This is a genomic window from Candidatus Formimonas warabiya, assembly GCF_002777255.1.
Lineage (GTDB): Bacteria > Bacillota > Dehalobacteriia > Dehalobacteriales > Dehalobacteriaceae > Formimonas > Formimonas warabiya.
On sequence record NZ_CP017634.1, the window covers coordinates 947,366 to 962,140 of the forward strand.

A 14,775-nucleotide genomic window follows, 5' to 3' on the forward strand; every position below is an offset into this window, starting at 1 on the left:
AAGCATGACATTTGTCATGCTTTTTTGTATATTCCTTGCGCATTTCGCAAAGCCTAACTAGTGAAAAAATGCATTCGGGAAAGGAGTTCAAATGATGCCGAAAGTACCCATTGGCATGATTATTTTAGTGATACTTTCCGTTTTAATTTACTTTGGCCTGGCCCAAAGAGTATTGGACCGCATGAAATTAACAGATAAAGGAGCCCTTGTCGTTATTGCCGGGATCATCCTCGGAAGTTTTATTGATATTCCCCTTGTCTCAGGAAGAACTGCTTTAAGTATCAATATAGGAGGGGCGATCATCCCTCTCATTTTTGCCGTTTATCTTCTTGTCACTGCCGGGACGACGAAAGAATGGGGCAGAGCATTGTTTGGTACAGCGGTCACAGCAGTATTATTGGTGACTGCCACCAGATTGCTTTCTGCTGAACCGGAAAATATGATGATCGATCCCTTATGGGTATATCCCATTATTGCAGGCGCGGTTGCTTATTTATTGGGACGGTCGAGAAGAGGCGCTTTTGTGACGGCGACGATGGGCGTAATGTTTGCCGATTTAGCCAATTTCGTTTGGTTGGCAGTAATCAATAGTCCGGGTCGTGTGGATATTGGAGGGGCAGGAGCTTTGGATGCCTTAGTGCTGGCCGGTATTCTTGCCGTCCTGCTGGCGGAAGGCGTGGGCGAGCTGCGCGAACGATTGCAGGGAGGCCCGGCTCTGGCAGATCGCCCCAGAAAACTTCTCCAAGGGTTAAAGAACCCTTCCCATTCGGATGAGGAAAGACAAAAGAAAGGAGAAGATCGTGATGAAAAATAGATTACGCTTGGTTGCCCTGCTTGCGGTTGTAATGATCGGATTTCCTTTCGTTGCCGGAGCGGTCTCTCACTGGACCCACTTACGCACCGTCGCTACGGCGGGGTGGTTTAGCTTTCTTGGCGTCAGTAATGAAACGGAAGCCCCGGAAGGGCATTATTTCACCATGGTGGATAATCTGAATAATGTCATTACTAAAACGGCCCTTCGTGTTAATGTTGGAGATGAATACTGGGCTGCCAACAACAAGCATTACCGGGTGATAAGCGTAAAAGGCTATACCGCAACCTGCAAATACCTGGGTACAGAAAATATCGTTTGGCAGGATGAATGGGATAACATTCCTGCTGTTACCGATCTCCCGGTACAATCAGACGCCAACAAAAAGAGTGTGATTGCAGTTTACCATACCCACAGTGATGAATCCTATATTCCTACCGACGGAAAATCCAGTATTCGGGCCCAAGGGGGAATATTTAAGGTAGGCGATGTCTTTACGGAAAAAATGAAAGACCTTGGCCTGACCGTCTATCATGATAAAACGCCTCACGATCCTCATGATGCAGGAGCATATCAGAGGTCCCGCAGGACCGCCGTAAAATTGCTTAAAAAACAACCGGCTATTGCCTTTGATGTGCATCGTGATGCCGTACCGGCTGAAGTATATGAACAAAAGATCGGCAGCCAACCCGTAACGAAAATAAAAATGGTCGTAGGGCGCCAAAATCAAAATAAGCAAGCCAATTTGGAATTTGCCAAAACCATGAAAGCAGCTATGGATAAGGCTCACCCCGGCTTATTTGAAGGAATTTTCCTGGCTCATGGGAATTATAACCAAGATCTGGGTCCCCGCATGATGTTGATAGAAGTTGGGTCCAATAAAAACAGCCGGGAAGATGCCCAAAGAGGAGTATCCTTATTTGCCGATGCTGTGCCCAAAGTCTTAGGAGTTTACCAAAACAGAGGAGCCCAATCCCCTTTTAATCAGATTGCCTCCCCTGGGCTGACAAGGTCAAAACCCGGATCCTGGCCTGCTGTTTGGTGGTTGCTGGGCATCCTGGTGGTAGGCGGTGGATTATTCCTCATCATTAGCACGGGCTCAGTGGGCGGTGGTGTGAAAAAATTGAAAGAATTTGCCGGTAGTGAATGGAAAAATGCGCTCAGCAAAAGAAAGCCCAAATAGGATGAGAACTTTTGTAAAAAATTTTTTCATGGCATGGAAGAGAACATGAAGATTATCTACTGCTGTTACGGAGGAAGTCATTCTTCTGTTACTGCCGCGGCCATCCATTTGGGGATGCTGCCCGGTACCAGAAGACCTACTTTTCAGGAGCTTCTCTCCGTACCCTTTTATGAGCAGCAAAAAGCGAAAGACCATGGCTATTTCCGCTTTATGGGCTTTGATGAATATCGAAATGAAGTGTATATCATCGGCAAACATAACTTAGGTCCTTCCTTTGAAAAAATAATTCGCCAGATCGGAGAAGCATTTCACATTGACCAACAAGAAATCGTCCTGGTTGATACCATGCCTTATGTGAATTTAGCGATGATGATCGGCGGGTTTACCTCAAGAAGGTTAGGGCTGGAAAGAATTGGCCGGCCCATTGTGATTCTGGGCACACAAAATGCCTATTTCAATTTAGTTTCTCTGGTGCATAGACTAAAAATTACTGTAGCCGGCGGGAGAACTACTAACGGAGGCACCACATGATCATACTATATTGCGGGTACAGCGGGGTACACTCTGCTGTGGTGGCTGCAGCTGCTCATTTGGGGAAATTACCCGGTAAAGGAGCAGTCCAGCCTCAACTGCCAGAGGTACCCTTTTTTGGTTCGCGGGTAACTCCCTATCAAATGCTTTTTCACGGAACCGACCAGAAAGGAAATAAAATTTACTCCTTAGGAGTAGGCCATGAAGCAAAATTGATATTTAAAGCAATCCGCAGTTTTTTAGATATTATGCATATTCCCTCAGGGCAACTGATTGCGGTTAACACAGCATTTCCTTTGGGGAGGATGTCCAAATGGGGAGAATATTTGGCTTTCAGAGGTTGGTACAAGGCAGGCAACTATCTTTCCCGGAAAGGCCTGAGGGAGGATTTGCCCGCCCTTATGGACTATCTGGAAAAGGAGCTAAGCAGGCGGGGCACTATTGACTTAATCCCTGGTATGATGGATAATAATGGGGAAATCATAGAAAGTGGTGGGTCCCTATGAGAGCAGAAATTTCCGGAGTTGTTCCCGGAAGTATTGGAGAAGAACTGGGCGTAAAAAAAGGGGACTTATTAAGAACCATTAATGGGATAGCCCCTGCCGATTTATTGGATTATCGTTATTTAAGCGCAGATGAGTTTATCGAATTAGAAATTGAAAAACCCCATCAGGAACGAGTAATCTTTGAAATTGAAAAGGACGAAGACGAAGATTTAGGTATCATTTTTGACCAGGATACATTTGACGGTATAAAAAGATGCAAAAATAAATGCATCTTTTGTTTCGTAGATCAAATGCCTCCTGATTTAAGAAATACCCTTTATTTAAAAGACGATGATTATCGTTTGTCTCTGCTCTATGGTAATTTTATTACCTTGACCAACATATCCACCCGTGAAATCTCACGCATCAAGGATATGCATATCAGTCCTTTATATATTTCCGTCCATTCCACAAACCCTGCTCTCCGGCAAAAGATGCTGGGTCATTCCCAAGCAGGACAAATTGTCTCTTATTTACGTGATCTAGCCCAAGCAGGTATTGAAATGCACACCCAAATTGTTCTATGCCCCGGTGTGAACGATGGAGAGGACTTATATGAAACCGTACATCAACTGTCCGCCTTTTGGCCTCACGTGCAATCCGTTGCGGTAGTCCCCGTAGGTGTGACAAAGTTTCAAAAAAATCCTTTGATCAGACCATTTACCGGGCCGGAAGCGCAGCATGTGGTTGAAACTGTTTCTCAATGGCAAAATAACTTTCAAAAGCATTTAAAAACTAATTTCGTGTATCTGGCGGATGAATTTTATCTTTTGGCCCAAAGGGAAATACCGCCCTATGACCATTATGAAGGATTTCCCCAAATTGAAAATGGGGTGGGACTGGTCCGGTCCTTTTGGACAAGTTTTCGGCAAGCGTCAGCACTGCTGCCGAAATCATTGGACCAGACCCGGAAAATAACCTTTGTAACCGGGCGTTCGGCACAGCCGGTATTAGGCCCCATCGTAAAAAGATTAAATCAAATCGATCAATTAGAGGTTGATTTAATTTCCCTGACCAATCATTTCTTTGGCCCGTCGGTTACTGTCGCGGGTTTACTTACGGGACACGATTTAATGGTAGGGCTCCGGGATTGGCGCCGGCAGTACAAACAAGATGATTGTCCGGAAATATTTGTTTCTTCTGTCCTGCTGAAATTTGGCGAAGACCTTTTTTTAGACAATATGACGGTTGATCAGGTAGAGAAAGCTTTAAAGATTATGATTCATGCCGTGGACCCGGTGGGGGAAAGCTTGATTCATGAAGTGATGCACCAGGGAGGCAAAAACCAGATATGATTCCTAGAAAGGCTGGATGGATATGAAACCGATTGTAGCAATTGTAGGTCGTCCTAATGTGGGAAAATCGACTTTATTTAACCGTTTTACCGGTGGCCGTACCGCTATTGTGGAAGATACGCCCGGAGTGACCCGGGACCGTTTATACCGGGATGCGGAATGGCTGGGCCGGGAATTTACCGTCATTGATACAGGAGGAATTGAGTTCTACGGGAAAGGGGGTATCATCGAAACCAAGGTGAAACAGCAGGCCCAGCTGGCCATTGAAGAAGCGGATGTCATTCTCTTTGTCGTGGATGGAAAAGCCGGGATTTCTCCCGATGATGAAGCGGCAGCCAATTTGCTGAGGAGAAGCAATAAACCGGTGGTACTGGCTGTAAATAAAATTGAGAATTATCAAAATCAAGATCTGATTTATGAATTTTTTAATTTAGGCTTGGGAGACCCTATCCCCATTTCAGCGGCCCATGGGATGAACACAGGCGACCTTTTGGATGTCATTGCCCAAAATTTCCCCCCCGATACCGCAGAAGACCTTCCCCCGGAAACGGTTAAAATTGCGGTGATCGGCCGACCGAACGTAGGGAAATCTTCTCTCGTTAATAAAATATTAGGGGAGGAAAGGTTAATTGTATCGGATGTGGCCGGAACGACCCGGGATGCCATCGATTCATTGTTTGAGCAGGATGGAAAGCATTATGTGATTATTGATACTGCAGGAATGAGAAGGAGAGCCCGGGTTCTAGAACCAACGGAAAGATACAGTGTGATTCGTTCTTTACGGGCTATTGATCGCAGCGATGTCGTATTGATGCTGATCGATGCTCTGGATGGGGTCACGGAACAAGATAAGAAAATTGCCGGCTACGCCCATGAAGCGGGCAAAGGAATGATCATCGTGGTGAACAAATGGGATGCCTTGGCAAAGGATGACAAAACCATGAACCGTTTTGACCGTCAGGTTCGGGAAGAAATGGCCTTCCTCCATTATGCCCCGATCTTATACATTTCGGCTCTTACAGGGCAAAGAGTCAATAAAATCCTGGAGATTGTTGATTTTGTCGCAGAACAACAGAATCTAAGAGTTACTACCGCCCGTTTAAATGAAGTCATTGATGAGGCTTTGGCCGTTACTCCTCCCCCTACCGACAAGGGACACAGATTAAAAATATTTTATGTGACCCAAATTGGGGTGAAACCGCCAAAATTTGTTCTGTTTGTGAATGAACCGGAGCTGTTACATTTTTCCTATGAGCGCTATCTGGAAAACCAGTTCCGGAAGAATTTTGGTTTTGAGGGTACGGCAATTTGGTTCATCATTCGCAAGAGAGAAAAAGAACAAGCATAAGTGTGCTACGATTTGAGACCAACTTATCCAAAATCGGGGGAGCGATAGGGAATGAAAATAGTGCTATTATTGTTAGCGGCATATTTTCTTGGCGGCATACCATGGGCATATCTCATTGCGAAGTGGACGCGAGGGATCGATATCCGTCAGTACGGAAGCGGAAACGTAGGATTTACAAATGCTTTGCGTACCATCGGCAAGGGTCCCGCTGTGCTGGTTCTCATTGGCGATATAGGGAAAGGAATTCTTGCCGTATTACTCGCCAAATATTTTGGCAACCCTACCATTGCTACCCTGTCGGGGCTGATGGTAGTGGTAGGTCATAATTACCCTTTAGTCTTAGGCTTCAGAGGAGGTAAAGGTGCTGCAGCAGGCTTCGGTGCCCTTTTGGCTTTACTTCCTTTTGAAGCTTTATTGGCTGTTTTAGTCTGGGGAATCACGGTTTTTTTTACGCGTTATGTTTCATTAGGTACTATTTTGGGTGCTTTTACAGTTCCCATTGCCACATTGATTTTGCAGGAAGATATTAATTATATTGCCTTCGGTGTGTTGGGAGCAGCATTTGTGATCTTAAAACACCACTCCAATATTTCACGATTATTTAAGGGAACCGAACGAAAAATAGGAGAGAAGAAATAGGAAGAATGATGAATCACATTACGGTTTTAGGTGCGGGGAGCTGGGGGACGGCCCTGGCCACACTTTTAGCAAGTAAAGGACTGGCTGTGAACCTGTGGGCACGGGATGCCAAATTTTGTGCAGAGATAGCCCGGGACCGGGAAAATCCCCGGTATTTACCCGGTATTAAAATTCCCCAGGAAATAAAAATATGTGCTGATTTGCCTCAGGCTCTTAAAAAACATCAAATGATTGTTTTATCCGTTCCATCTCAAAGCGTGCGGGAAATCGCCAAAGCGATCAAGCCCTATCTGTCGCCGGAGACAATGATCGTAAATACGGCAAAGGGATTTGAAACCGAAACTTTGTTGAGACTTTCCCAAGTTTTATGTGAGGAACTTCCTACTTATTGCGGGGAACAGATCGGGGTTTTGTCCGGGCCGAGCCACGCGGAAGAAGTAGCCGTCAGACTGCCCACCGCCGTCGTGGTGGCCGCCAATCATCAAGATGTGGCGGAAACTATTCAGGATACGTTTATGACTCCTTTTTTCCGAGTTTACACCAATATGGATCTGGTGGGTGTGGAAATTGCCGGGGCTTTAAAAAATATCATTGCTTTAGGCACGGGAATTTCCGACGGATTAGGATACGGTGATAACACCAAGGCCGCCATGATCACCCGTGGTTTGGCAGAAATCACCCGGTTGGGGCTGATCTTGGGCGCAGAGGCGCAAACTTTTGCCGGTTTGGCCGGCATCGGCGACCTGGTGGTTACGTGCACCAGCATGCACAGCCGAAACCGCCGGGCCGGGATCCAAATTGGACAGGGACATCCCATAGATCAAGTGTTAAGTAAGATGGGAATGGTGGTAGAAGGTGTAAGCACTACCCGTGCGGCCCATGCTCTTGCTCGGAAGGTGGGCGTAAGCATGCCGATCACAGAAGAAACTTATCAGGTGCTTTTTGAAGGAAAGGAACCGGTCGAAGCTGTAACAAGCTTAATGAGCCGATGCAAAACCCACGAAGGCGAAAAAGAAATGCTGGGATAAAAAATTATACATATTCTGATGCGAACGAGCATAAAAAGTATGGAAAAACTTCCGTACTTTTTTTGTTGGTCATAATTCCCAGTACGAATCATATATATAAGATTAAAAAGCATGTCAAGGAAAAATGGACATTCCGCCTGACTGAGGGAGGGATGATGTGATAGTTTTGTATAAGATTCGTCTGGAAAATTAATGTTTACTAAGAGGGAGGGAAAAGTTTGATGGAAAAGTTTGATATTCTGCGTGACATTGCAGAACGTACCGGAGGTGACATTTATTTAGGGGTAGTCGGGCCTGTGCGGACAGGAAAATCTACCTTCATTAAGAGGTTCATGGAATTGCTTGTCCTTCCCAACATTGTGGAATTCCATGAACGGGAAAGAGCGCAAGATGAATTACCTCAAAGTGGCGCTGGCAGAACCATCATGACAACCGAACCAAAATTCATTCCATCCGAGGCAGTGGAAATATCCGTGCGAGATGGTATTGACATGAGAGTAAGGCTGGTTGATTGTGTCGGTTATGCGGTTCCGGGAGCTTTAGGTTTTGAGGAAGAAGAAGGACCTAGAATGGTGCGCACACCTTGGTTCGATGACGAAATACCTTTTCAGGAAGCGGCGGAAATTGGCACCAGAAAGGTGATCACCGACCATTCAACCATTGGAATTGTAATCGTAACCGACGGAAGCGTTACGGATATCCCCCGGGAAAATTATTTAGAAGCAGAAGAAAGGGTTATTTTTGAATTGAAAGAATTGAACAAACCTTTTCTCATTGTATTGAATTCGGTTCACCCTTATGCACCCGAAACCTTAGCCCTGTCTGAAGCATTATCTGAGAAATACAATGTTTCGGTACTTCCGGTCAATGCCTATTCCATGGATCATGATGATGTGATGAGAATCTTGCAGCAGTCTCTCTATGAATTCCCTGTGACTGAAGTCAATATTAATCTGCCACGATGGATAGAAGAACTTGAGGGCAAGCATTGGCTGAGAAGTCAATGTGAAGAAAATGTGAGAAATGCCGTCGCCGGCGTAAAACGTTTACGGGATATAGACTTGGCCATCAACGATTTAAGCAAGCCGGAAATTGTGGAGGCAGTTAATTTAAGTCATATGGACCTGGGAACAGGTGTAGCCTCTATAGAAATTAGCGTCCAAGAGGGGCTTTTCTATCGTATTTTGGAAGAGGTGACGGGAACCGCCATTGAAGGCGATCATACCCTGTTGCGGTTGTTAAAAGATTACAGCTATGCAAACCGGGAGTGGGTCAAAGTTGCCAGCGCCATTGAAGAAGTAAAAACAAACGGTTATGGGGTGGTAACGCCCCGGTTGGATGAGATGTATCTGGAAGAGCCTGAGCTGATCAAACAGGGAGGCCGTTTTGGGGTAAAACTAAAAGCCAGTGCTCCTAGCTTTCATTTAATCAGAGCGAATATTTCCACTGAAATCACTCCTTTGATCGGTACCGAAAGACAATGTGAAGATCTGGTCCGTTACATTTTAGATGAATTTGAAGATGACCCCCAAAAAATCTGGACAACGAATATCTTCGGGAAGTCTTTACAGGAACTGGTCCAAGAAGGGATTCAGTCTAAATTATATCGTATGCCGGAAAATGCTCAGGTTAAGCTGCAGGAAACCCTACAGCGCATTGCAAATGAAGGAGGCGGCGGACTGATTTGCATTATCTTATAAAGCCCTACGGGCTTTGTTAATTATATTCAATCAACAATTTTCAGGTGGTTAAATACCACCTTTTTTTTATACTTTCAAAATTTAAAGTTTCAAAAGGTTGAAAGTATAAGGGCAACTAAGGCTTGCACTGTCGTCAAATGGCGCAAGCCAAGTTTTCTAATAAATTTTTCTTGCCTAAAAAGGGGAATTTTTGATATACTGTACGCAATGATGAGATAAAAGTATGCGTGCAGGATACATCCGAGGGGGGACTAGGGATGAAAACAAACCGTCAGTTTTATATTGTTTCCGAGGCAATTCTTCCTGAAGCTGTTGTAAAAACTGCCAAAGCTAAAGAATTATTGGCCAAAGGTAAAGTAGAAACAATCAATCAGGCCGTCGATCTCGTCAATCTGAGCAGAAGTGCCTTTTATAAGTATCGGGACGGTATTTTCCCTTTTTATCAGGAGAGAAAAGAAAAGATAGTAACCATTAACATGATTCTGGACCATCGTTCCGGTGTCCTTTCCGGTGTGATCAATACCATAGCGGATGTTCAAGGAAACATTTTAACGATTAACCAGGGACTTCCCTTGCAAGGAATGGCAAATGTCACCGTATCCTTAGAAGCAGCACAAATGCAGGTGAATATTCCCGAACTATTAGAGAAATTTTTAACTACCCCCGGTGTATTAAAGGCTGAACTGGTAGGACAAAGCATTTGATTTCCTTAATAAAGTGATTGTAAGCAATAATAAATATAGAGGAGGATTGAAATGCACATATCACAAAGGAATAAAATAAACATTGGGATCATGGGAATGGGTACAGTCGGTACCGGAGTTGTGAAAGTATTGCTGGAAAACAAGGAAACCATTTCCCGAAAAGTAGACGCACACATAGAAATAAGAAAAATTCTCGATCAGAACACAACAGTAGTTTTGGATAAAATTCAAGCCTTCGATTTACCCGCTGATGTTCTTACGGACCAGGCGAAGGATTTACTTGATGATCCGGAAATCGATATTATTGTGGAAGTTTTGGGTGGTATCCAACCGGCGAAGGATTATATGATTCGGGCACTGGAAAACGGGAAAAGTGTGGTCACGGCCAATAAGGATTTAATTGCCGCCCATGGGAAAGAACTTTTTGATGTTGCCGCCCTTCATGACGTAGATCTGTTTTTTGAGGCCAGTGTAGCAGGCGGTATTCCTATTATTCAGTCCTTAAAAGAAAGTTTGGCGGGAAATCATATCAAACAAATTATGGGGATTGTCAATGGCACCACCAACTTCATTCTGACAAAAATGTCTGAGGAAGGAAAAACCTTCGATGAGGTTTTGGCCCAGGCCCAGGCCCTTGGCTATGCTGAGGCTGATCCTACAGCCGATGTGGGAGGATTCGATGCGGCAAGAAAAGTAGCTATTTTGGCCTCTATTGCCTTTAACACACGCATTACAGATGCTGCCGTATTCGTGGAAGGGATCACAAAAATTTCCCATCTGGACATTACCTATGCCAAAGAACTTGGTTATACGATCAAATTATTAGGTATCACCAAGGAAATCGATGGGGAAGTAGAGGTGCGGGTACACCCCGCCATGATTCCCATCTCTCATCCATTAAGCAGCGTAAAGGATGCATTTAACGCAGTATTTGTGGAAGGGGATGCCGTAGGGAAAACTATGTTTTATGGGCGGGGGGCAGGGGAACTTCCCACAGCCAGTGCAGTTGTCGGTGATATTATTTCCGCTTCCCGCAACATTCAATTTTCTTCCCGAGGTCGGTTGGGATGTACCTGTTTTGAACATAAAAGGATTCGGTCTATCGGGGAAATTAAGACAAAATTCTATTTACGGATGGTGGTGAAGGATCGTCCCGGGGTATTGGCCAGCATCGCCGCGGTTTTGGGCAATCAAAATGTGAGCATTGCTACTGTGATTCAAAAAAGGATTGATGAAAAAGGACGGGCAGAAATCGTTTTGATTACCCACTTGGTGGAAGAAAGACATTTTCGGGACGCCATCGCCGTGATTAACGGCTTATCCAGCGTGGAAAACATCGAAAGCATCATTCGGGTGGAAGATGCCGACTAATCTAAAATGAGGGAAAGCAGGATGCAAGATGCTGAAAATTCGCGTACCCGCCACCTCAGGGAATCTTGGCCCTGGTTTTGATACCATCGGCATGGCTTTTGAGTTATATAATGATATTTCGTTTGAGTTGATTCCCTCAGGTTTAAACATAGATATCCTGGGTGAAGGAGCCAGTGAGATTCCCCGCCGGGAAAACAACAAAGTATTCCAGGCAGCAAAAAAGGTCTTTGATAAAGTTAATTTTTCGCCCAGTGGCCTGAAAATCATTTTGGAAAATAATATCCCCATCGCACGGGGTCTAGGCAGTTCTGCTTCGATCATTGTGGGGGGAATGGTAGCGGCTAATGAACTGTCGGGGAAAAGATTGTCCGACCAGGAAATCTTAAAAATGGCGGTTGAAATGGAAGGGCATCCGGATAATGTGGCCCCTGCTCTTTTTGGCGGGGTAACGGCTGCGGTTTCCGGAATCAGCAGCGTGGACTACCTTAAAATTCTTCCCCCGAGGAAACTTCATGCGATTGTAGCAATTCCGGATTTTCAACTGTCTACCGAAACTGCCCGGCAGGTTATTCCCACCATGGTTGACCGGTCTGATGCCGTATTTAATATCGGTAGAACATCTTTAATGATCGGCGCACTGTTAAAAGAAGACTTGGCCTTGTTTGGTAAGATGATGGAGGACCGACTTCATCAGCCCTATCGGATGTCCTTAATTCCAGGCATGAGAGAGGTCTTTTCCTTGGCGAAAGAAGCGGGGGCCTTATCTGTGGCCATAAGTGGGGCGGGGCCCACCTTAATAGCTTTTGTGGTGGGAGATGGAAGACCTGTAGCGGAAGCAATGTCAAAGGCTTTTACCCAGCAAGAAATCAGCTGTAAAACCCTGGATCTTTACCCGGACCTTACCGGTACGAAAATAATCTCTTCTTAGGGAGAATTTTTACTTGCAAAGTTTAAAATGATATCTAAAATATGTATTAATGACAAATTTTCGGCGGAGAGGAAGAACTTACAAATGGCAATCATAGTACAGAAATTCGGAGGCAGCTCCGTAGCTGATGCGGAATGTATTAAAAGAGTGGCAAAAAGAGTTGGGGAGACGTATGATCAAAATAATAAAGTAGTCGTCGTTGTCTCTGCCATGGGTGATACCACAGATGATCTAATTTCTTTAGCAAAACAAATTTCTCAGGATGCGCCTAAAAGAGAAATGGACATGCTTCTTGCTACCGGTGAACAGCAATCCGTAGCCCTTTTGGCCATGGCTTTACATGATTTGGGTTATCAATCCGTTTCTCTCACGGGTCAACAGGCAGGCATTCTCACGGATCAGGTACATTCCAAATCCAAAATTCTAAGGATCGACTCCACCAGGGTGGAAGAGGAGTTAAAGTTGGACCGCATTGTCATTGTGGCCGGATTTCAAGGAGTAACCGAGGAAAATGAGATCACCACATTGGGACGCGGGGGATCAGATACCAGTGCCGTAGCTTTGGCGGCAGCATTAAATGCGGATATTTGTGAAATATTTACCGATGTGGATGGGGTTTTCACTGCCGACCCCAGGTTGGTTCCCACAGCCCGAAAATTAGCGGCAATTTCCCATGATGAGATGCTGGAATTAGCCAGCTTAGGGGCGCTGGTATTACAGCCCAGGAGCGTTGAAGTAGCCAAGCAGTTTGACGTAAAAATTCATGTCCGGTCCAGTTTTAATTACCATCAAGGAACAATAGTACAGGGGGTTGAAGAAATGAACAAAATTATGGAAAAAGAAATGGTTGTGAGCGGAGTGGCCCACGACCTAAACGTAGCCAAAGTGACATTATTTGACGTTCCGGATCAACCAGGTACCGCTAGTAAGCTGTTCCGGGCTTTAGCTGATGAAAGAATTAACGTGGATATGATCATTCAAAGCCAGCAAAGAAATGATATAACAGATATCTCCTTTACGGTAACAAAAGATGACCTGGAAAAAACTAAGCTGGTGATGGAAAAGGTCAAGGATGTGCTGGGAACCAAAGATTATTCCTGTGACCCGGATGTGGCTAAGATCTCCATTGTAGGTGCCGGAATGATTACCAACCCGGGCGTTGCCGCCCGCATGTTTGAGGCATTGGCGGAGCATGAGATCAATATAGAAATGATCGCCACCTCAGAGATTAAAGTGTCCTGTATCATTCGATCCGATTTGATCAAAAAAGCGGTCTTAATCTTACATGAGGCTTTTGAATTAGACGAACAATAATAAAAGAAACATTTCTCTGCCCTTGACATGGTGATTTAAATGTTATACAATTATCCTTGTCGTTTCGGGGCGTAGCTCAGTTTGGCTAGAGCGCTATCTTGGGGTGGTAGAGGCCGCTGGTTCAAGTCCAGTCGCTCCGACCAGGAAATTCTTAGAGCCGCAATGGTTTGCGGCTCTTTTATTTTTGCCTTTTTATCAATTTTTAGCAAAAATCAACCATTTTTCAACCATTAGTACCTTTTATGAGTACATAAAAAAATTTTATTAATATAGTTGACTCATTTTTTCTGCTGCATCTCTTTGCATACCCGACTGAACGTGTCCATAACGCCATGTGATCGTCTCCTCGGTATGTCCAAGCCTTTGGGCTACCACATGCACTGGAACCCCATTCTTAAGCCACAGCGTGGCGCAGGTGTGACGTAAACCGTGAAAGGTTACCTTTACCCCTAACTTCTTTTTTAAATCGGCCCATATGTGGGTCACACGCATTGGGGTTAAGGGAGACCCGTCCCCGTTGGCAAAAACGTAACCAGCGTCATTATATGGATTCTCAAGGGTACATTTAAGTTTGTCCTTAGTTTGTTGCAATTTGAGTAATCTAAACAAAGCAATGTCTTTTTTTGTGATATCAATAGTTCGGAGTGCCCGGTCGGATTTACCGTAAGGAGCCCAGTAAAAAGAACTGCCTTTTCTTTTCATAGAACCCGTTACGCTAAGAGTTTTCCTTTTTAAGTCTATATTAGGCCAGAATAGCCCACACAATTCTCCGCTTCGCATACCTGTAGAAACAGCTTCTGATACTAGCACAAAATTTCTCACATTTTTCATTTTCCTAAGTTTTGCTTTGGTGGTCCGAACATCTTCTTCAGTCAAGGTTTCAACTGCTTTTTTGGGCACCTTTACATTTGTGACATTTTTCTTTTTGATTTTGTGCTTACATGGGTTTCGGGGAAGTCCGGCTTGGTCTAGGGCACTACTAAGAGTGTTTAGAATGCCTTTTACCGTTTCAGGCTCAAGACCTTTGCCACCTTCCTTTTTCGGCTTCAATAACAAGCCTTTAAACTTCAATATGTTTTGGGGCTTAATGCTTAAGAGTTTCATATTTCCATCGTCGAAGAAGGGAATATAATGAGTATAAACATAAATTGAATAGCGGTCGTAAGTACCGGGGGATACATCGATTTTTTGGAGCTCCAACCAATCCTCGAAATATTCTTTAACAGTCTGGTAATTCGGCTCCACAAAGGTATTATTGGCAAGTTTATTTTCAATTTCTTTTTTAACACCATCAGCTTCTTCATAGGTTGCCCTGCGTTTAAGCCCAAGATACTTCCGGACACTATATAATGGACTAAGAAAACTAGACAACAAAACA

General features: G+C 44.5%; 14 protein-coding genes and 1 tRNA gene. 14 read left to right on the top strand and 1 reads right to left on the bottom strand.

Going from position 1 to position 14,775, the window contains the following annotated elements:
* Nucleotides 1-91 precede the first annotated feature (91 nt).
* The 14 genes from DCMF_RS04370 (at nt 92) to DCMF_RS04435 (ending at nt 13,540) form a co-directional block, all read left to right on the top strand.
* Nucleotides 92-814: a DUF1614 domain-containing protein gene (locus DCMF_RS04370; RefSeq protein ID WP_236860188.1), complete on the top strand. Its 723-nt coding sequence runs from the start codon at nt 92-94 to the stop codon at nt 812-814.
* A complete protein-coding gene (gene spoIIP, locus DCMF_RS04375) occupies nt 804-1,994 on the top strand; it encodes a stage II sporulation protein P (protein WP_214659087.1) in 1,191 nt (396 codons plus the stop codon). The genes DCMF_RS04370 and spoIIP overlap by 11 nt, the downstream gene beginning before the upstream one ends.
* A gap of 45 nt (nt 1,995-2,039) precedes the next feature.
* Complete coding sequence (locus tag DCMF_RS04380; protein ID WP_148137736.1) at nt 2,040-2,525, top strand: DUF3189 family protein; 486 nt, start codon at nt 2,040-2,042, stop codon at nt 2,523-2,525.
* Nucleotides 2,522-3,031 (top strand): DUF3189 family protein, encoded by a 510-nt coding sequence (locus tag DCMF_RS04385; RefSeq protein ID WP_148133290.1) that lies wholly within the window; start codon nt 2,522-2,524, stop codon nt 3,029-3,031. Before DCMF_RS04380 ends, DCMF_RS04385 begins: the two co-directional genes overlap by 4 nt.
* Nucleotides 3,028-4,365, top strand: a complete 1,338-nt coding sequence (locus DCMF_RS04390; RefSeq protein WP_148133291.1) for a DUF512 domain-containing protein — start codon at nt 3,028-3,030, stop codon at nt 4,363-4,365. The genes DCMF_RS04385 and DCMF_RS04390 overlap by 4 nt, the downstream gene beginning before the upstream one ends.
* Before the next feature lie 22 nt (nt 4,366-4,387).
* Nucleotides 4,388-5,713, top strand: a complete 1,326-nt coding sequence (gene der / locus DCMF_RS04395) for a ribosome biogenesis GTPase Der (RefSeq protein ID WP_148133292.1) — start codon at nt 4,388-4,390, stop codon at nt 5,711-5,713.
* A gap of 51 nt (nt 5,714-5,764) precedes the next feature.
* Nucleotides 5,765-6,352 carry a glycerol-3-phosphate 1-O-acyltransferase PlsY gene (plsY, locus tag DCMF_RS04400; protein WP_148133293.1) on the top strand — a complete coding sequence of 196 codons (588 nt, stop codon included), beginning with the start codon at nt 5,765-5,767 and terminating at the stop codon, nt 6,350-6,352.
* 5 nt (nt 6,353-6,357) lie between these two features.
* Entirely contained in the window at nt 6,358-7,380 is a 1,023-nt protein-coding gene (locus tag DCMF_RS04405; RefSeq protein ID WP_335582384.1) for an NAD(P)H-dependent glycerol-3-phosphate dehydrogenase, read from the top strand.
* Between the two features lie 221 nt (nt 7,381-7,601).
* Nucleotides 7,602-9,080 carry a stage IV sporulation protein A gene (gene spoIVA / locus DCMF_RS04410; protein WP_148133294.1) on the top strand — a complete coding sequence of 493 codons (1,479 nt, stop codon included), beginning with the start codon at nt 7,602-7,604 and terminating at the stop codon, nt 9,078-9,080.
* A gap of 257 nt (nt 9,081-9,337) precedes the next feature.
* Entirely contained in the window at nt 9,338-9,784 is a 447-nt protein-coding gene (locus DCMF_RS04415; RefSeq protein WP_148133295.1) for an ACT domain-containing protein, read from the top strand.
* A 51-nt stretch (nt 9,785-9,835) separates the two neighbouring features.
* Entirely contained in the window at nt 9,836-11,155 is a 1,320-nt protein-coding gene (locus DCMF_RS04420; RefSeq protein WP_148133296.1) for a homoserine dehydrogenase, read from the top strand.
* A gap of 28 nt (nt 11,156-11,183) precedes the next feature.
* On the top strand, nt 11,184-12,083 hold the full coding sequence (gene thrB / locus DCMF_RS04425) for a homoserine kinase (RefSeq protein WP_148133297.1): 900 nt from the start codon (nt 11,184-11,186) through the stop codon (nt 12,081-12,083).
* Between the two features lie 84 nt (nt 12,084-12,167).
* A complete protein-coding gene (locus tag DCMF_RS04430; RefSeq protein WP_148133298.1) occupies nt 12,168-13,397 on the top strand; it encodes an aspartate kinase in 1,230 nt (409 codons plus the stop codon).
* Between the two features lie 65 nt (nt 13,398-13,462).
* Nucleotides 13,463-13,540, top strand: a tRNA-Pro gene (locus DCMF_RS04435).
* 121 nt (nt 13,541-13,661) lie between these two features.
* On the opposite strand, the gene DCMF_RS04440 is transcribed toward DCMF_RS04435, so the two are convergent.
* The gene (locus DCMF_RS04440) at nt 13,662-14,768 is read right to left on the bottom strand and encodes a tyrosine-type recombinase/integrase (protein WP_214659088.1); all 1,107 of its coding nucleotides are present in this window, start codon (nt 14,766-14,768) and stop codon (nt 13,662-13,664) included.
* Nucleotides 14,769-14,775: the final 7 nt, after the last annotated feature.